This window comes from Actinomadura opuntiae (assembly GCF_030283205.1).
Classification (GTDB): Bacteria; Actinomycetota; Actinomycetes; order Streptosporangiales; family Streptosporangiaceae; genus Spirillospora.
The window spans coordinates 347,874-364,974 of record NZ_JASNWF010000001.1 but is presented as its reverse complement, the minus strand read 5'-3'; the positions used below and the strand labels follow the sequence as shown (position 1 = coordinate 364,974).

The window sequence follows — 17,101 nt, the reverse complement described above, 5'->3', positions numbered from 1 at the left end:
ATCGGTGACGCGAGTCACTTATACGTATAAATTGTGTATAGCACCCCGCTCCGGGCGCTGGTCAAGTCCGGGATGCGGAAGACTGCGGGCATGGCGACCGACGCCGGCGACCCGGCCCCCACTGGCCGCCCGGCCACCAGCGTGGACGTCGCCCGCCTGGCCGGCGTCTCCCAGGCGACGGTGTCGTACGTGCTGAACGACGCCCCGGGCGTCACGATCAGCGAGGCGACCCGGGCGCGGGTGCGGGCCGCCGCCGACGAGCTCGGGTACGCGCCGGACGCCTCGGCGCGCACGCTGCGCACCGGCCGCAGCGACGTCGTGCTGATGCCGCTGCCGGTCACCCCCCTCGGCACGCTGTTCCTGGGCCTGCTCAACGAGCTCATGGAGCGGCTGCGCGAGCACGGGCTGACGTTCGTGCTGTACGGGGACGCGCGCTCGCGCGGCGTGGCCGCCGCCCGCGACTGGATGCGCTGGCGGCCGGCCGCCGTCATCGTGGAGGGGGACCGGCTCACCGCCGCGTCCGTCCGCCGGCTGCACGACGGTGGCTGCGCCACGGTCATCGGGTACGGGCCGGCGCCCTCGCCGCTCGTCCCCACCATGCTCATCGACGACGCGGCCATCGGCGCGTGCGCCGCCCGCCACCTGCTCGGCCGGGGGCGCCGCGACCTCGCGGCGGTCGTGCCCGCCGAACCGGGGCTGGACGCCTTCGGAGAGCGCCGCCTCGCGGGCATGAGGGCGGCGGCCGAGGAGGCGGGCGCGGCGGCGCGGCGCGTCGACCTGCCCTTCGACGAGGACGCCGCCGCCCGGCTCGCCGCGGACTGGGTGGCCGGAACCGGACGTCCCGACGGCGTCTTCGCCTACAACGACGACTACGCGATGCTGCTGATGCGGGCTTTGCAGGACGCCGGTCTCGACGTCCCCCGCGACGTCGCGGTCGTCGGCGCCGACGACCTGCCCGTCGCCCGCTTCCTGCGGCCCCGGCTCAGCACCGTGCGGGTCCGGGGCGACGTCACGCCGGCGGGCCTCGCCGAGCGCCTGGCCCGCATGGTGGCCGAGCGGGACCGCGATCCCGCCGTCACCGTCTCGCTCACCCGCGTCGAAATGGTGCCGCGCGAGTCGTCCTGAGGCCGGTAAGGTTGTGGGTTTCGCCCCGCACCCACCACCTCTCCGCAAGGAGGTCCGCAGGCATGCCCGCCGAACCGTCGATCCTCGCCGCCGAGCGCGCCCATCTGGCCGAGTCCCGCGCCGCGCTGCGCCGGATGCGCGAGCACGCGGAATCACTGTCGGCCGACGTGGCGGCGGACTGGGTGTCCAAGCAGTTCCTGGAGTCGCTGCTCGACCAGCGGGTCGCCGCGCTCGCCGACCACCCCGGCACCCCGCTGTTCTTCGGGCGGATGGACCGCGACGGCGAGGACGGCCCCGACCTGCCCGCCGTCATGTACGTGGGGCGGCGGCACGTCCACGACGGCGACGAGGGCCGCCCGCTGGTGCTGGACTGGCGCGCCCCGGTGTCGCGGGCGTTCTACCAGGCGGGCCCGGCCGACCCGATGGGCTGGCGGCTGCGGCGCCGCTTCGGCTTCCAGGGCGGCGAGCTGACCGCGTTCGAGGACGAGCCGCTGGACGGCGGCGCCGACATCGGCCCCTCCCGGATCCTGACCGAGGAGATCGAGCGGCCCCGCACCGGCCCGATGCGCGACATCGTCGCCACCATCCAGCCGGACCAGGACGTGATCGTCCGCGCCGACCTGCCGCGCACCGTCTGCGTGCAGGGGGCCCCGGCACCGGGAAGACCGCGGTCGGCCTGCACCGCGCCGCCTACCTGCTGTTCACCCACCGCGAGCGGCTGTCTCGGTCGGGCGTGCTGATCGTCGGACCGAACCGCGCGTTCCTCGCCTACATCTCGGCGGTGCTGCCCGCCCTCGGCGAGGTCCGCATCGAGCAGGCCACCATCGACGACCTGCTCGGCGAGCCGCTGGGGGAGGAGCCTGCGGCGGTGTCGGCCGCCAAGGGCGAGGCGCGGATGGCGGACGTGCTGCGCAAAGCACTGTGGCTGCACGTCCGCAAACCCGAGGAGGGCCTGGTCGTCACGCGCGGCGTCGCCCGCTACCGGCTCGCCGACCACGAGGTGCGGGAGATCGCCGCCGCGCTGCGCGGCACCACCCGCTACGGCAGCGGCCGCGCCGCGTTCGCGCAGCGGCTCGCCCACCAGATCCTCGTCCGGATGGAGCAGCGCGGCGAGGCTCCTGACGACCGCGTTCAGGACCAGGTGGCGCGCAGCAAGCCGGTCAAGCAGCTACTCGACGCGGTGTGGCCCAAGGTCACGCCCGAACAGGTCCTCTACCGGCTGCTGTCGGACGCGGACTTCCTGCGCGCCGCCGCCAGGGGCGTCCTCGGCGAGGACGAGCAGGCCGCGCTGCTGTGGGCCAAGCCCGCGCGCTCGCACCGCTCGGTGAAGTGGACCGCCGCCGACCGCGCCCTGCTGGACGAGCTGAACGACCTCATCGAGCGCACCGCCTCGCTCGGCCACCTGGTCGTGGACGAGGCGCAGGACCTGTCGGCGATGCAGCTGCGCGCGCTCGGCCGCCGGTGCGGGACGGGCTCGGCGACGGTCCTCGGCGATCTCGCCCAGGGCACCACGGCCTGGTCGGCGCGCTCGTGGAAGGAGGTCCTGACCCATCTCGGCCAGGACGGCGAGGTCACCGAGCTGACCCTCGGCTTCCGCGTCCCCGGGACCGTGCTGGACTACGCCGCCCGGCTCCTGCCGCACGTCGCGCCGGAACTGGAGAGGCCGCGGTCGCTGCGCGCCGGCGCCGGCGCGCTGGACGTGCGGCGCGTGGCCGACGTCGCGGCAGCGGCGGTCGAGGCCGCGCGCGAGGCGCTCGCCCGGCCCGGCTCGGTCGGCCTGATCGTCCCGGACGCGCAGGCGGCCGCGCACGCGGCGGCGCTGGCCGAGGCGGGGCTCGACGCGGCGCTGCTCGGCCCGGAGTCCGACGGCACCGCGCGGCTGCTGATCATCCCGGCGACGCTGGCCAAGGGCCTGGAGTACGACCACGTGATCGTGGCGGAGCCCGCCGCGATCGCCGCCGCGGAGGCGCGCGGCCTGGCCCGGCTGTACGTGGTGCTGACCCGCGCGGTGACCTCGCTGACCGTCCTGCACCGGGACGATCTGCCCGCCGAGCTGGCGTCCTGACCGGCTCCCCGGCGGCGGCGTCCGCTCCGTTCGACATTTAGTCTGCGCGGAGATAATCTGTGCGCAGTCGCGAATGGAGGGGGCGCCGATGCTCGGACCGGAGGAGAGCCCGGGGTTCCTGCTCTGGCACGCCACGCTGCGCTGGCAGCGCGACGTGGCCGCCGCGCTGGGGCCGCTGGACCTCACCCATGTCCAGTTCGTCCTGCTGGCCAGCGCCTGGTGGCTGAACCGGCAGGGGGAGCGGCCGAACCAGCTGGCCCTCGCCCGGCACGCCGGCACCGACGTGAAGATGACCTCGCAGGTGCTGCGCAAGCTGGAGGCCAAGGGCCTGCTCGAACGCGAGGTCGACGAGGCCGACACCCGCGCCAGGCGGCTGCGCGTCACCGAGCGCGGCGCCGACCTCGCGCGCCGCGCCGTCGACGCCGTGGAGGGCGCCGACGCCGCCTTCTTCGCGCCCGTCCGCGACACCGCCGCGCTGATGTCCGCGCTCACCGTCCTCGTCGAGGACGACCGGTCATGACCGTCCCGAAGGAGGCCCGCGTGTTCACCGAGACCGTCGACCTGGCCGCGGCGCCGCCGTTCGACCTGGGCGCGTCGCTGCGCTTCATGTGCGGCTTCCGGCCGACCGCCGGCGAGCAGTCGATCGACGGCGGGACGTTGACCAGGGCGCTGCGCGCGGCCGGCCGCACGGTCGCCGCGCGGGTCGTCCAGGCGGGCGACGGCGTGCGCGCGACCCTGTACGCCGCCGAACCGCTGACCGAGGAGGTCGTCGGCGCCGCCGCCGACCGGATCGCCTTCCAGCTCAGCCTGGACGACGACCTCAACGGCTTCTACGCCATCGGACGCCGCGACCCCGCCTTCGCGCCCGTCATCGAGCTCCTGCACGGCTACCACCAGGTGAAGTTCCCCACGCCATTGGAGAACCTCGTGTGGGCGATCCTGGCGCAGCGCGCACCCTTGACCGTCGCGGCGCGCGGCAAGCACGCGCTACGGGACGAGTTCGGCGACCGCATCACCGTGGACGGCGCCGAGTACACGGCGTTCCCCGACATCGAGCAGCTCGCCACCCTGCCCGAGGGGCGCATCGCCGAACTGGTCGGCAACCAGCGCAAGGGCCGCTACCTGCACGGCGCGCTGCACGCCTGGCACGAGATGGACGAGGAGTTCCTGCGCACCGGTCCGTACGACGAGGTGAAGGACTTCCTGCTGTCCCTGCCCGGGGTCGGCGCGTGGTCGGCGAACTTCATCCTCATCCGCGGCCTCGGCCGGATGGACGAGATGCCGCTGGAGAAGCAGCTGCGGGCCGCCGCCTCCCGCGCCTACGGGAAGCCATTGACCGACGCGCAGCTGCAGCGGATCGCCGACGACTACGGCCCCTGGCAGGGCTACTGGGCGCACTACCTGCGCGCCGCCTCCTGATCCGCGTTTCCGCTCTGCGGCCGTAGGCCGTCGAAGGCGATCCTGAGGACGTCGTCGCTGCCGCCGGCCCGTCCGGCGGCGTAGGAGATCCCGGCCAGCAGCGCGGTGACCTCGGCCGGGCCGATGTCGGCGCGGACGGCCCCGGCGGCCTGGGCCCGCTCCAGCAGCGTGCCGATCGCGGTCTTCACATCGGGTCCCATGCGCCCGGTGGCCTCGCGGGCGTCGACGCCCGCCTCGGCCAGCGCCTCGGTGACGGCCTGCTTCGTCGCCGCCTGGGCGACCACGCGGGCGAAGAAGCCGAAGAACGCCTCGCCGGGGTCGGCGGCGGACGCCAGCTCCCGGGCCTCGCCGGCCACCCGCTCCAGCAGCGCGACGAGCACCGCCTCCAGCAGCGACTCCTTGGTCGGGAAGTGCCGGAACACCGTGCCGATCCCGACGCCGGCCCTGCGGGCGACCTCCTCGGTCGGGGCTGAGGTGCCCTGCGCGGCGAACACGTCCTCGGCCGCGGCCAGGACCTTGGCGCGGTTGCGCAGGGCGTCGGCGCGCAGCGGCTTACCGGACGGGGTCGTCATAGCGGCCTTCCCGTTGACAAGTGGAGTGCAGACTCCATATTTTCAGATCCGGAGCAAGAACTCCGATTGTACGGGAGAGAGCCATGTCCGAGTTCGCCACCCCCCGCGCCGTCTTCCAGCGGCTGATCGACGGCGTGACCGCGCGGCGGCCCGAGGGGCTGCCGGAGCTGTACGCCGAGGACGCGGTGGTCGTCCACCCGTTCGCCCGCCCCGCCTCCCGGCTGGAGGGCCGCGAGGCGCTCCGCGCGCACTTCGCGCAGCTGGAGACCCTCCCGATCGAGATGACGGCCCGCAACGTGGTCGTCCACCAGACCGCCGACCCCGAGGTGATCGTGGCCGAGTTCGAGTACACCGGGCGCAACACCGAGACCGGCCGCGAGTTCGTCGTGCCGAACGTCTTCGTCATGCGGATCCGCGCGGGGCACATCGTCGAGTCCCGCGACTACGCCCACCACCGGGCGTTCGAGGAGGCGATGGCGTGACCGCCCCCGCACCGCGCGAGGTGTTCGAGCGGCTGAGCGCCGGCATCTCCGCCGGCCGCTGGCACGAGCTGGCCGGCCTGTACGCCGAGGACGCGGTGGTCGAGCAGCCGTTCACCCTCCCGCCGGCCCCGCGGCGCCTGGAGGGCCGCGCGGTGATCGCCGAGCACTTCCGCCGGGCCGCCGCCGGGCCGCTCCAGTTGCGCGCCCGCGACGTCGTGGTCCACGAGACCGACGATCCCGAGGTCATCGTGTCCGAGTTCGGCTACGAGGGCCGGGTCGCCACGACCGGCCACGAGTTCCGCGTCGCGAACGTCCAGGTGCTGCGGGTCCGCGGCGGGCTGATCGTCGAGTCCCGCGACTACCACGACCACCGGGGCCTCGCTCGCGCCATGAACCCCGCGGGCACCGCCCCGTAGGGCGGGGGCGGTGTTGACCGACCCCCGCGCCGGTTCTTAGGGTGGACGGGCCATACCGACCGGTTGGTATGTTCGTTGCGGTGGCCCGTCCGGCCACCCCTGCACCCCGCGCGGAGGTCCGCCCTGTGAGCACTGCACCGCCCGACGCCGACGAGCTGAGCAGGCGGGTCGGCGAGTTCCTCGCCGCCCACGACCCGTCCGCCACCGAGCCGCTGGAGTTCCTGCGCGCCCGGTTCGACGCCGGCCTCGCCTGGGTCCACTATCCCGAGGGACTGGGCGGCCTCGGCGCCCCCCGCTCCCTGCAGCCCGCCGTCGACCGGCAGTTCGCCGGGGCCGGCGCGCCCACCAACCACCCCGAGCGCAACGGCATCGGGCTGGGCATGGCCGCCCCGACGATCCTGGCGTTCGGCACCGAGGAGCAGAAGCGCCGGTTCCTGCGCCCGCTGTGGACCGGCGAGGAGCTGTGGTGCCAGCTGTTCAGCGAGCCTGGGGCCGGCTCCGACCTCGCCGCGCTCGCCACCCGCGCCGTCCGCGACGGCGACCGCTGGATCGTCAACGGCCAGAAGGTCTGGACGTCCATGGCGCACGAGGCGCGCTGGGCGATCCTCGTCACCCGCACCGACCCGGACGTGCCCAAGCACCGCGGCATGACCTACTTCGTCTGCGACATGACCGCGCCGGGCGTCGAGGTCCGGCCGCTGCGGCAGATCACCGGCGAGGCCGAGTTCAACGAGGTGTTCCTCACCGACGTCGCGATCCCCGACGAGCACCGGCTCGGCGAGGTCGGCCAGGGCTGGCAGGTCTCCACCACCACGCTGATGAACGAGCGGGTCGCCATCGGCGGCGCCGCCGCGCCCCGCGAGAGCGGCATGATCGGCGTCGTCGCGGACCTGTGGCGCGACCGCCCCGAGCTGCGCACCCCCGGCCTGCACGACGCGGTGCTGCGCGCCTGGGCGGAGACCGAGGCGGCCCGGCTCACCGGAGAGCGGCTGCGCCAGCAGCTCACCGCCGGGCAGCCCGGCCCCGAGGGCTCGGGCGCCAAGCTCGCCTTCGCCAAGCTCAACCAGGAGGTCTCCGGCCTGGAGCTGGAGCTGCTCGGCGACGAGGGCCTGCGCTACGACGACTGGACGATGCGCCGCCCCACCGAGGTCGACTTCACCCGCCGCTCGCCCGGGTACCGCTACCTGCGCGCCAAGGGCAACTCCATCGAGGGCGGCACCTCGGAGATCCTGCGCAACATCATCGCCGAGCGCGTCCTCGGCCTGCCCGGTGAGATCCGCGTCGACAAGGACGTGGCGTGGAAGGACCTGCCCAAGTGAGTGACCTGCTCTACTCCGAGATCGAGAACGACCTGCGCGCCGGAGTCCGGGAACTGCTCGACGACAAGGCGCCCTGGACCGCGATCCTCCAAGGCACCGAGAAGGACGAGCCCTACGACGCGGCGCTGTGGCGGGCCGTCGCCGCCGACCTCGGCTGCGCGGGGCTGCCCGTCTCCGAGGACCTCGGCGGAGCCGGCGCCACCTGGCGCGAGACCGCCGTGGTGATGGAGGAGCTGGGCCGCGCCGTCGCGCCCGTCCCGTTCCTGACCAGCTCCGTCGTCGCGACCGCCGCGCTGCTGGCGGCGGGGGAGCGCGACCTGCTCGGCGCGCTGGCCTCCGGCGAGCGGATCGCCGTGCTGGCGGTGCCGTTCGCGACGCCGCCCGGCGACGTCGCCGCGACCGTCCAGGTCGCGGACGGCGCGCTGACCGGCGAGGTCGCCGGCGTCGCCGACGGCCTGGCGGCCGACGTCCTGCTCGTCCCCACCGCCGACGGCCTGTACGCGGTGGACGCCGCCGACGCCGCCCGCACCGCCGTCACCTCGCTCGACATGACCCGGCGCCTGGTCGACATCGCCTTCGACGGCGCGCCCGCGCGGCGCGTCGCGGAGGGCGGCGACGCGGTCCGGGCGGGGCTGCTGACCGGCGCGGCGATGCTGGCGTCCGAGCAGCTCGGGCTCGCCCAGCGCTGCCTGGACGACACCGTCGCCTACGTCAAGACCAGGTACCAGTTCGGCCGTCCGGTCGGCTCCTATCAGGGCCTCAAGCACCGGCTCGCCGACCTGTGGACGTCGATCACGCAGGCCCGCGCGGTGGCCCGGTACGCCGCGTCCTGTGCGGCCTCCGGAGACGCGGACCTGCCCGTCGCCGTCGCGGTCGCGCAGGCGCACTGCTCCACGGTCGCGCTCAAGGCCGCCGAGGAATGCGTGCAGATGCACGGCGGCATCGGCTTCACCTGGGAGAACTCCTCGCACCTGTTCCTCAAGCGCGCCAAGGCGGACGCGATCGCGCTCGGCACGGCCGACCGCCACCGCGCCTCGCTGGCGACCCTGGTCGACCTCCCCTCGGCCTGAGCCCGCACAGTGCCGAGGGCCGCCCTGGCGATCTTCTCGCCGGGGCGGTCAGCCGGTGATGACGGCCAGGATCCGGGTGCCCTTCGGGAACGCTCCGCGCCCGGCCAGCGCGAGAATGCCGTACATCATCTTGGCCGTGTAGATCCGGTCCAGGACGAGGCCGTGCCGCTCGGCGAAATCGCCGATGAAGCCGTCCAGCTCCGGGGTCGTACGGGCGTAGCCGCCGAAGTGGAAGCCGTGCTCGACGCTCCACGACCCGCGCCGCTCCCCGTACGTTTCGCGCTGGAGCCGCTCCACCTCGGCGTCCATGAACCCGCCCTTGAGCACGGAGAAACCCAGCGCCCGCGCGTCCGGTGGCAGCCCGGCGGCCAGGCCCGCGAGCGTTCCGCCCGTCCCGCACGGGCAGCAGACCACGTCGAACCCCGCCGCCTCGGCGCCCAGTTCGGCGCACCCCCGGACGGCGGGGGCGTTGCTGCCGCCCTCGGGCAGCAGGTAGAAGTCGCCCCACCGCTCCCGCAGGGCGGCGATCACGTCCGGTTCGTGCTTGCGGCGGTAGGTCGTCCGGTCCATGTACGTGAGCCGCATGCCCCTGCGCTCGGCGTACGCCAGGGACTCGTTGAGCGGCAGATGCTCTTCGCCGCGCACCACGCCGATCGTCGCGAACCCGAAGAGGTCCCCGGCCGCGGCCGTCGCCCGCAGGTGGTTGGAGTACGCGCCGCCGAACGTGAGCAGCGCCCCGTGCTCGCGGGCGGGACCGATGTTGTGCCGCAGCTTGCGCCACTTGTTGCCGGGGAGATCCGGATGCACGAGATCGTCCCGTTTCAGGAACAGCCGCAGATCGTGCCGCGTGATCCGGTCGTCGTCCAGCTCCGCGACTGGGGACGGCGCGACCTCGGGCGTCATTGCGGCGCGGGCAGGCCGAGCTCCTCGCGCAGTGTCCGCTGGACGGCCTCGATCCCGGGCCGGGCGTCGACCGTCACCACGTACTCCTTGCGGCCGAACAGTTCCAGGATCGGTGCGGTCTTCTCGCGGTAGAGCCGCAGCCGTTCCGCCACCGCCTCCTCGGTGTCGTCCTCGCGCGCGACCAGCTCGCCGCCGCACACGTCGCAGCGGCCCTCCTCGGTGGGTCGGTCCGCGATCAGGTTGTAGTCCATCCCGCACTTGGCGCAGAGCCGGCGCGCCAGCACCCGCCGCCGGACCTCCGAGTCCGGCATGTCGAGGTGGATCACGCCGTCGATGTCGTAGCTCTCCAGGAAGAACTCGGCCTGCCGGCGGCTGCGCGGGAACCCGTCGATGATGAACCCGTAGTTCCAGTCGTGCTGGTCGAGCCGCTCGCGGACGACGCCCTCCACCAGGTCGTCGCCGACCAGCTCGCCCGCGGCCATGGCCCGCCGGACCTGCGCACCGAGCTTGGTGTGGTTCTGCACGTGCCAGCGGAAGATGTCGCCGACGCCGATGTGCACGAGGTCGAGGTCGCGCGCGAGCAGGAGCGACTGCGTCCCCTTCCCGCTGCCCTGGGGACCGAGGATCACGTACTTGCGCATGCCCGCAGCCTATGCAGAACGGACGGTCCGTGCGGCGATCCCGCCGGTCAGCGCGCGAGCCGCAGCGCCCGGCCCAGCCACCGGAACCGGGAGCGGTCGGGCACGTGCTCGGGCTCGTGGCGGACCGTCATGCAGTCCGGCAGGGCCCCGAACGACGGCGGGCGGACGCACACCAGCGTCGCCCGCGCCCGGCGGGCGCAGTGCAGCCGCACCGACGGCCGCAGCAGCCGCGACAGCGGGCTCCTGGTCCCGTTGCCGACGACGAGGATGTCGTCCTCACCCGCCAGCCGGACCAGCGTCGCGCCCGGCTCTCCGACCAGCGCCAGCGCCGTCATCTCCACGCCCTCGGGCGGCCCGCCGCAGACCTCGTCCAGCAGCCGGGCGATCAGCTCGGCGCCCGACCCGCGCAGCGCGTCGGTGATGCCGCAGCCGAGCTGTCCCGCCGCCGAGACGTGCGGCGGCAGCGGAGCCGAGTGGGCGACCAGCAGCGGCAGCCGGCGCAGCCGCGCCTCGCCGATCGCCCAGGAGAGCGCGCACCGTGCTCCCGCGGAGTCGTCGACCCCCACGACGACGCGCGGGCCGCCCTCCGGTCTCGCGATCACGGGTCCCTCCTGAAGGCAACGGACTGATGTGCACTCTAGGGTGCAGGCATACCCGTTCCGACGGAAGTGTTTCCGCTTCAGGAAAATCGAGTTTCCGCAATCGCCGCCCGCCGGTCACCGGCGTGCCCCTCGGTGCGGCCGCCGGCGGGCCGGGATCCGAACCCGGCGAGGACCGACTCCAGCAGCGGAAGGGCCGTCCCCGCCCGCTTCGCGCGGATCACCAGGTCCCAGGCGGGCTCGAACTTCTTCCAGCCGCCCGCGTACGCGGCGTGCCGCGCCTTGCCCCGGAGGGTGGGCTTCGACGCGGCGCCCCGCATGATGTTGCTCCAGCTGTAGAAGTCGCGGTACGCGCGCCAGTAGCCGTCCTCCAGCTGGGTCGGCGACATATGGGCGGGCTTGAAGACGACGGTACGGGTGTCGTAGCGGTCCCAGTCGCGGTGCAGGATCCGTCCGGCCTTCACCATCCGGTCGTACAGCCGCGTGCCGGGATACGGCGTCATGATGTGGAACGTCGCGGTCTCGATGCCCTGGCCGACCGCCCACTCCACCGTCCGCTCGAACACGCTCGGGTCGTCCTGGTCCATGCCGAAGACGAAACTGCCGTTCACCATGACGCCGTGGTCGTGGAGGCGCTTGATCACCTGGCCGTAGTCGCGGTCGATGTTCTGCCACTTGCGCTGCTCTTTGAGGTTGCCGGCGTTGACGGTCTCGAACCCGACGAACAGGCTGCGCAACCCCGACTCGACCGCCTTCTCCAGCAGCCCCGGACGCAGCACCGACTGGACCGTCCCGGCCGCCTGCCACAGCCGGCCCATGCCGCGCATCCCGTCGAACAGGGCCCCGGCGAAGCGGGCGTTGCCGAACAGGTGGTCGTCGAGGAAGTACAGGTGCCGGCCCGGCAGCCGGTCGATCTCGGCGAGGGCCGCGTCCACGGTCTGCGTGTAGAACGACTTGCCGCCCTCGAAGAACGCCTCCTTGTAGCAGAAGTCGCAGACATGGGGGCAGCCGCGGGACACGACGATCGAGTTCGGCACGAGGTACAGCCGCCGCGCGATCAGGTCCCGGCGGATCGGCGGCAGCGCGGCGAGCGTCCGCTCGGACGAGTCGTAGCGCGGGGCGGGGCGTCCGGCGCGCAGGTCGGCGAGGAAGCGCGGCCAGGTGTCCTCGCCGGGGCCGCAGAAGATCGTGTCGGCGTGCGCCGCGGCCTCGTCCGGCAGCGAGGTCACGTGCAGCCCGCCGAGGCACACGTGCGCGCCGCGGGCCCGGTAGTGGTCGGCCAGCTCGTACGCCCGCCTGGCCGAGGTGATGTACACCTGGATGACCACCAGGTCCGGCTCGTCGGACAGGTCCACCCTCTGGACGTGCTCGTCGGTCAGCGTCACCTCGTCGTCCGGATCGAGGTACCCGGCCAGCGTGGCCAGCCCGAGGGGCGGGAACAGCGAGTACTTGATCGGCCGGAAGAACGGGGACGTCGCCTCGGTCAGTGCGGGCAGGATCATCTTCACGCGCATGCCTCCACGCTCCCGCCCGAAAGGGCGCGCCCTGTGCCGCCGGTGTGGAGATCTCGTGCAGGACGGCCGGGAGCGGCCGGGCGCGGCCGGGACCGCCCTCCGGGCGCGGGCGAAAGCGCAGGTCGAGCGTAGGATCGTGGAAACGCGCGTGTTCTGTCGGTGGGGTCGCCTACGGTCGGGGTTGAGCGGCGGTCGGACCGGGAGCGCCGCAGCGATGCCGCCCAGCGAAGGTGACGACCACCATGGCGAACAGCACCACGAAAGACGCGGACTTCCAGGAGCTGGCCGACCCGTACCGGCGGGAGCTGCTGGCGCACTGCTACCGGATGCTGGGGTCGATCCACGACGCCGAGGACCTCGTCCAGGAGACCTACCTGCGGGCCTGGCGGTCCTACGGGAACTTCGAGGGGCGCTCGTCCCTGCGGACGTGGCTCTACCGGATCGCCACGAACGTCTGCCTGACCGCGATCGACCAGCGCGGCCACCGGCCGATGCCGTCCGGGCTGGGCGCGCCCAGCGACGAGCCGGAGCGGCCCGTGGTCGCCTCGCCGGAGGTGCCGTGGCTCGAGCCGGCCCCCGACGCGGTGCTGGGCGCGGACGCCGCCGACCCCGCCACCATCGTCGCGGCGCGCGAGAGCACCCGGCTGGCCTTCGTCGCCGCCCTGCAGCACCTGCCCGCCAAGCAGCGGGTCGTGCTGATCCTGCGGGACGTGCTGAAGTGGAAGGCCTCCGAGGCCGCCGAGCTGCTCGGCACCTCGACCGCCGCGGTCAACAGCGCGCTCCAGCGCGCCCGCGCCCAGCTGGAGGAGGCCGCGCCGCTGCGCGACGAGCTGGTCGAGCCCACCGACCCGGCCCAGCGCGAGCTGCTCGAGCGGTACGCGCGGGCGTTCGACGCCGCCGACGTCGAGGCGCTGCTGGACCTGTTCCGCAAGGACGCGGTCTGGGAGATGCCGCCGTACCCGCAGTGGTTCGTCGGCGCCGACGCGATCGTGCGGCTCATCCGGGCGCAGTGCGGCCCCGAGCCCGGCGAGCTGCGGATGCTGCCCGCCGCCGCGAACGGGCAGCCGGCGTTCGGGATGTACCGGCGGGACGCCGACGGCGTGCACCGGCCGTTCCAGCTCCAGGTGCTCAGCATCACCGGCGACGGCGTGGCGCAGGTGTCGGCGTTCTTCGACACGACGCTGTTCCCGGTGTTCGGGCTGCCCGACACCGCCTGACAGCCGCTCCGGTTTTCCGCTCAACGGAAACCCCGGTGCGCCGCTCCCCGCGGCGGCTGCGAGGGTGGAGGCCAGTGGCGAGGTCAGCGCGGAGGGGGTGCCGCCGCCGGCGCCGTTCCCACCCCGCCGGCGGAGCGCGTCAAGGAAGGAACGAGCGGATGACCCACCCTCCGTACCTGTACCCGGGCTACAAGAGCACCGTGCTCCGCGCCCCGTCGCAGGACCTGATCATGCCCAAGCTCGGCCCGGACAGCGTCGAGCTGTCCGCGCCGGTCTTCGGCCACCAGGAACTCGGCCGGCTGGACCACGACCTGACCGTCCAGCACTCCGGGGAGCCGCTCGGCCAGCGGATCATCGTGACGGGCCGGGTGCTGGACGGGGCGGGCCGCCCGGTGCGGAACGCGCTGGTGGAGATCTGGCAGGCGAACTCGGCCGGCCGCTACGACCACCTCGGCGACATCCACCCGGCGCCGCTGGACCCGAACTTCACCGGCGCGGGCCGCTGCCTCACCGACGACGACGGCCGCTACCGGTTCGTCACGATCAAGCCGGGCGCGTACCCGTGGGGCAACCACCACAACGCGTGGCGTCCCGCGCACATCCACTTCTCGGTGTTCGGCACCGCCTTCACCCAGCGGCTCGTCACGCAGATGTACTTCCCGGACGACCCGCTGTTCCCCTTCGACCCGATCTTCCAGTCGATCCCCGAGCAGAAGGACCGCGACAAGCTGATCTCGCGGTTCGACATGGATCTCACCAAGCCGGAGTGGGCATTGGGGTTCCAGTGGGACATCGTGCTCGGCGACACCCCGATGGAGGCCTGATGACGACCTCGGCCAAGACCGTGCCTGCCAAGACCGTGCCCGCCAAGGCCACGCCGTCGCAGACCGTCGGCCCGTTCTTCGGGTACGCGCTGCCCTACGAGGCCGGGCCCCGGGTCGTGCCGGGCTGGCGGCCGGACGCGATCACCGTCCGCGGGCGGGTGCTCGACGGCGCGGGCGAGCCGGTGCCGGACGCGCTGCTGGAGATCTGGCAGGCCGACGGGAACGGCGAGATCCCGCAACGGCCCGGCGGCATGGTCCGGGACGGGCATGACTTCTCCGGGTTCGGCCGGTGCGGCACCGACCCGGCCGGCGGGTTTTGGTTCACCACGGTCAAGCCCGGCGCGGTCGGGGCGGGCGCGCCCTACATCGCGCTGCTGGTGTTCGCGCGCGGCCTGCTGAAGCCCGTGGCCACCCGCATCTACTTCCCCGAGGACGAGGCCGCGCACGCCGCCGACCCGCTGCTCGCGCAGGTCCCGGCCGAGCGCCGCGCGACGCTCGTCGCCGAGCGGGAGGGCGACCGGACCTACCGGTTCGACGTGCGGCTGCAGGGCGAGGGGGAGACGGTCTTCCTTGCCTTCTGAGACGCCGCCGTTCCCCGCGGACGGGCCGTCCGCCGACGCGGGGCTGCTGTCGCCGGTGCGCGCCGGGACCGAGGCCGAGGCCGCCACGGGCGACGCCGCGTACCTGGCGGCGATGCTCGACGCCGAGGTGGCGCTCGCCCGCGCGCAGGCCCGCCTGGAGATCATCCCGGCCGCGGCCGCGGAGGCGATCACCGCCGCCGCGGCCGCCAGCGGGATCGACGTGGCCGGCGTGGCGCGCCGGGCCCGCGGGTCCGGCAACCCCGTCGTACCGCTGGTCGCCGACCTGCGCGGCCTCGCCGGCGCGGCCGGCGAGCACGTCCACAAGGGCGCCACCAGCCAGGACATCGCCGACACCGGCGCCATGCTCGTCGCGGCCCGGACGCGGCGGGGCCTGCTGTCCCACCTCGACCGGACCCTGGACGCGCTGGCCGGGATCGCGGCGCGGTACCGCGACACCCCGATGGCCGGCCGCACCCTCGGCCGGCAGGCGCTGCCCACCACGTTCGGCGCGAAGGCGGCGAACTGGCTGCTCGGCTGCCTGGAGGCCCGCGAGCGGCTGGCGGCGGTCGCGCTGCCCGTCCAGCTCGGCGGCGCCGCCGGGACGCTGGACGCCTACGGCGACCGGGCGCTCGACCTGGTCGCCGCGTTCGCCGAGGAGACCGGCCTGGACGTCCCCGTCCTGCCGTGGCACACCCGCCGCACTCCCGTCGCCGACCTGGCCTCGGCGCTGGCGGTGACCGCCGGCGCCCTCGGCAAGATCGCCACCGACGTGTGGCTGCTCGCGCAGAGCGAGGTGGACGAGGTCGCCGAGGCCGCCGGGCCCGGCCGGGGCGGCTCGTCGTCGATGCCGCACAAGCGCAACCCGGCGCTGTCGGCGCTGGTCCGCTCGGCGGCGCTGCAGGTCCCGGCGTACGCGCAGGTCGTGCTGGCCGCGCAGGCCGCGCCGCTGGAGCGGCCGGCAGGGGAGTGGCACGCCGAGTGGCAGCCGCTGCGCGAGTGCCTGCGGCTGACCGGCGGCGCCGCCGAGACCGCCGCCGAACTCGTCTGCGGCCTGGAGGTGTCGGCGGAGCGGATGGGCGAGAACCTCGCCGGCCTGCTGGACGTCCTCGGCGGCGACCCCGGCACCGGTGCCGCCGCGGTGCTGGCCGACCGCGCCCTCGACGCGTACCGGAGGAGCCGCACGTGACCCCCCAGCCCCACATCCCGCAGTACCGCCTGGACGGGCCGCCGGACGCGCCGGTCGTCGTCCTCGGCCCGTCCCTCGGCACCTCGATGGACCTGTGGCTGCCGCAGTTGCCCGCGCTGACCCGCTCGTGGCGGGTTCTGCGCTACGACCTGCCGGGGCACGGCGGCGCGCCGCGGCCGGACGGCCCGTTCACCGTCGAGGACCTCGCCGACGGGATCATCGCTCTGCTCGACCGCCTGGAGATCGGCGAGGCCGCGTACGCCGGGGTGTCGCTCGGCGGCGCCGTCGGCACCGCCCTCGCGCTCCGCGCGCCGGAGCGCGTCGCGAGCCTCGTCCTGTGCTGCACCTCGCCCCGGTTCGGCGACCCCGGCCCGTGGCGGGACCGCGCGGCGCTCGTCCGCCGCGAAGGCGTCGGGCCGGTCGCCGACACCGCCGCCGGCCGCTGGTTCACGCCCGGGTTCACCGGCGCGGAGCCGTACGTCGCGATGCTCCGCGAGACCGATCCGGAGGGCTACGCGGCCTGCTGCGACGCGCTTGCCGCGTTCGACGCCACCGCGCGGCTCGGCGGCGTCTCCGCACCGACCCTGGTGATCGCCGGGGCCGAGGACGGCCCGACCCCGCCGTACGGCCACGCCGACCGGCTCGCCGAGGGCATCCCGGGCGCCGAGCTGATCGTGATCGACGGCGCCGGGCACCTGGCCAACGCCGAGCGGCCGGAGCCGGTCACCGACGCGATCATCGGCCATTTCGACCGCACCTGGAAGGGACGTCCATGAGCCCGCGCAGCACCGACGAGGAACGGCACGCCGAGGGGATGCGGACGCGCCGCGAGGTGCTCGGGGACGCGCACGTCGACCGCGCCGAGGCCCGCAAGGACGCCTTCACCGAGGACTTCCAGGACCTGATCACCCGGTACGCCTGGGGTGAGATCTGGACCCGTCCCGGCCTGGACCGCAGGACCCGCAGCTGCATCACGCTGACCGCCCTGGTCGCCGGCGGCCACCTGGACGAGCTGGCCATGCACGTCCGCGCCGCGCTGCGCAACGGGCTGGCGCCCGAGGAGATCAAGGAGGTCCTGCTGCAGACCGCGATCTATTGTGGAGTGCCCGCCGCGAACTCGGCGTTCGCCGTCGCCCAGCGGGTACTGGCCGAACAGGAGTGACCGGCG

General features: G+C 74.2%; 18 protein-coding genes and 1 pseudogene. 14 read left to right on the top strand and 5 right to left on the bottom strand.

The genetic code is table 11. The features are described from left to right. Positions 1-90 precede the first annotated feature (90 nt). From QP089_RS01985 to QP089_RS01970, 4 genes and pseudogenes are all read left to right on the top strand, one after another. Positions 91-1,125 carry a LacI family DNA-binding transcriptional regulator gene (locus QP089_RS01985; protein ID WP_285909399.1) on the top strand — a complete coding sequence of 345 codons (1,035 nt, stop codon included), beginning with the start codon at positions 91-93 and terminating at the stop codon, positions 1,123-1,125. 62 nt (positions 1,126-1,187) lie between these two features. Continuing rightward, a pseudogene (locus tag QP089_RS01980) lies at positions 1,188-3,190 on the top strand (HelD family protein). Between the two features lie 88 nt (positions 3,191-3,278). After that, positions 3,279-3,710 (top strand): MarR family winged helix-turn-helix transcriptional regulator, encoded by a 432-nt coding sequence (locus QP089_RS01975; protein WP_285909398.1) that lies wholly within the window; start codon positions 3,279-3,281, stop codon positions 3,708-3,710. After that, positions 3,707-4,609: a DNA-3-methyladenine glycosylase family protein gene (locus QP089_RS01970; protein WP_285909397.1), complete on the top strand. Its 903-nt coding sequence runs from the start codon at positions 3,707-3,709 to the stop codon at positions 4,607-4,609. Before QP089_RS01975 ends, QP089_RS01970 begins: the two co-directional genes overlap by 4 nt. Here QP089_RS01970 and QP089_RS01965 read toward each other — a convergent pair. Continuing rightward, the gene (locus QP089_RS01965; RefSeq protein WP_285909396.1) at positions 4,588-5,181 is read right to left on the bottom strand and encodes a TetR/AcrR family transcriptional regulator; all 594 of its coding nucleotides are present in this window, start codon (positions 5,179-5,181) and stop codon (positions 4,588-4,590) included. The two genes, QP089_RS01970 and QP089_RS01965, sit on opposite strands and share 22 nt — an antisense overlap. 83 nt (positions 5,182-5,264) lie before the next feature. Here QP089_RS01965 and QP089_RS01960 point away from each other — a divergent pair, with 83 nt between their 5' ends. The 4 genes from QP089_RS01960 (at position 5,265) to QP089_RS01945 (ending at position 8,468) form a co-directional block, all read left to right on the top strand. Further along, positions 5,265-5,663 carry a nuclear transport factor 2 family protein gene (locus QP089_RS01960; protein ID WP_285909395.1) on the top strand — a complete coding sequence of 133 codons (399 nt, stop codon included), beginning with the start codon at positions 5,265-5,267 and terminating at the stop codon, positions 5,661-5,663. Further along, a complete protein-coding gene (locus QP089_RS01955) occupies positions 5,660-6,079 on the top strand; it encodes a nuclear transport factor 2 family protein (RefSeq protein WP_285909394.1) in 420 nt (139 codons plus the stop codon). Before QP089_RS01960 ends, QP089_RS01955 begins: the two co-directional genes overlap by 4 nt. A gap of 125 nt (positions 6,080-6,204) precedes the next feature. Beyond that, complete coding sequence (locus QP089_RS01950) at positions 6,205-7,398, top strand: acyl-CoA dehydrogenase family protein (protein ID WP_285909393.1); 1,194 nt, start codon at positions 6,205-6,207, stop codon at positions 7,396-7,398. Further along, positions 7,395-8,468: an acyl-CoA dehydrogenase family protein gene (locus QP089_RS01945; RefSeq protein ID WP_285909392.1), complete on the top strand. Its 1,074-nt coding sequence runs from the start codon at positions 7,395-7,397 to the stop codon at positions 8,466-8,468. The genes QP089_RS01950 and QP089_RS01945 overlap by 4 nt, the downstream gene beginning before the upstream one ends. 48 nt (positions 8,469-8,516) lie before the next feature. Here the strand turns inward: QP089_RS01945 and QP089_RS01940 are convergent, their stop codons facing one another. The 4 genes from QP089_RS01940 to QP089_RS01925 form a co-directional block, all read right to left on the bottom strand. Then, positions 8,517-9,371, bottom strand: coding sequence for a 1-aminocyclopropane-1-carboxylate deaminase/D-cysteine desulfhydrase (locus QP089_RS01940; protein WP_285909391.1), 855 nt, complete (start codon positions 9,369-9,371; stop codon positions 8,517-8,519). Beyond that, positions 9,368-10,012, bottom strand: coding sequence for an adenylate kinase family protein (locus tag QP089_RS01935; protein WP_285909390.1), 645 nt, complete (start codon positions 10,010-10,012; stop codon positions 9,368-9,370). The genes QP089_RS01940 and QP089_RS01935 overlap by 4 nt, the downstream gene beginning before the upstream one ends. Before the next feature lie 47 nt (positions 10,013-10,059). Then, complete coding sequence (locus tag QP089_RS01930; RefSeq protein WP_285909389.1) at positions 10,060-10,614, bottom strand: universal stress protein; 555 nt, start codon at positions 10,612-10,614, stop codon at positions 10,060-10,062. A gap of 77 nt (positions 10,615-10,691) precedes the next feature. Beyond that, positions 10,692-12,125 carry a B12-binding domain-containing radical SAM protein gene (locus QP089_RS01925; protein WP_285909388.1) on the bottom strand — a complete coding sequence of 478 codons (1,434 nt, stop codon included), beginning with the start codon at positions 12,123-12,125 and terminating at the stop codon, positions 10,692-10,694. 230 nt (positions 12,126-12,355) lie between these two features. Here QP089_RS01925 and QP089_RS01920 point away from each other — a divergent pair, with 230 nt between their 5' ends. The 6 genes from QP089_RS01920 (at position 12,356) to pcaC (ending at position 17,095) form a co-directional block, all read left to right on the top strand. After that, the gene (locus QP089_RS01920; RefSeq protein WP_285909387.1) at positions 12,356-13,342 is read left to right on the top strand and encodes a sigma-70 family RNA polymerase sigma factor; all 987 of its coding nucleotides are present in this window, start codon (positions 12,356-12,358) and stop codon (positions 13,340-13,342) included. Positions 13,343-13,500: 158 nt separating this feature from the next. Beyond that, a complete protein-coding gene (pcaH, locus tag QP089_RS01915; RefSeq protein ID WP_285909386.1) occupies positions 13,501-14,166 on the top strand; it encodes a protocatechuate 3,4-dioxygenase subunit beta in 666 nt (221 codons plus the stop codon). Then, positions 14,166-14,747 carry a protocatechuate 3,4-dioxygenase subunit alpha gene (gene pcaG / locus QP089_RS01910; protein WP_285909385.1) on the top strand — a complete coding sequence of 194 codons (582 nt, stop codon included), beginning with the start codon at positions 14,166-14,168 and terminating at the stop codon, positions 14,745-14,747. Before pcaH ends, pcaG begins: the two co-directional genes overlap by 1 nt. Then, complete coding sequence (gene pcaB / locus QP089_RS01905) at positions 14,737-15,933, top strand: 3-carboxy-cis,cis-muconate cycloisomerase (protein WP_285909384.1); 1,197 nt, start codon at positions 14,737-14,739, stop codon at positions 15,931-15,933. The genes pcaG and pcaB overlap by 11 nt, the downstream gene beginning before the upstream one ends. Next, entirely contained in the window at positions 15,930-16,709 is a 780-nt protein-coding gene (gene pcaD, locus QP089_RS01900) for a 3-oxoadipate enol-lactonase (RefSeq protein ID WP_353070409.1), read from the top strand. The genes pcaB and pcaD overlap by 4 nt, the downstream gene beginning before the upstream one ends. After that, entirely contained in the window at positions 16,706-17,095 is a 390-nt protein-coding gene (gene pcaC, locus QP089_RS48680; protein WP_353070407.1) for a 4-carboxymuconolactone decarboxylase, read from the top strand. The genes pcaD and pcaC overlap by 4 nt, the downstream gene beginning before the upstream one ends. The last annotated feature ends 6 nt before the right edge of the window (positions 17,096-17,101 follow it).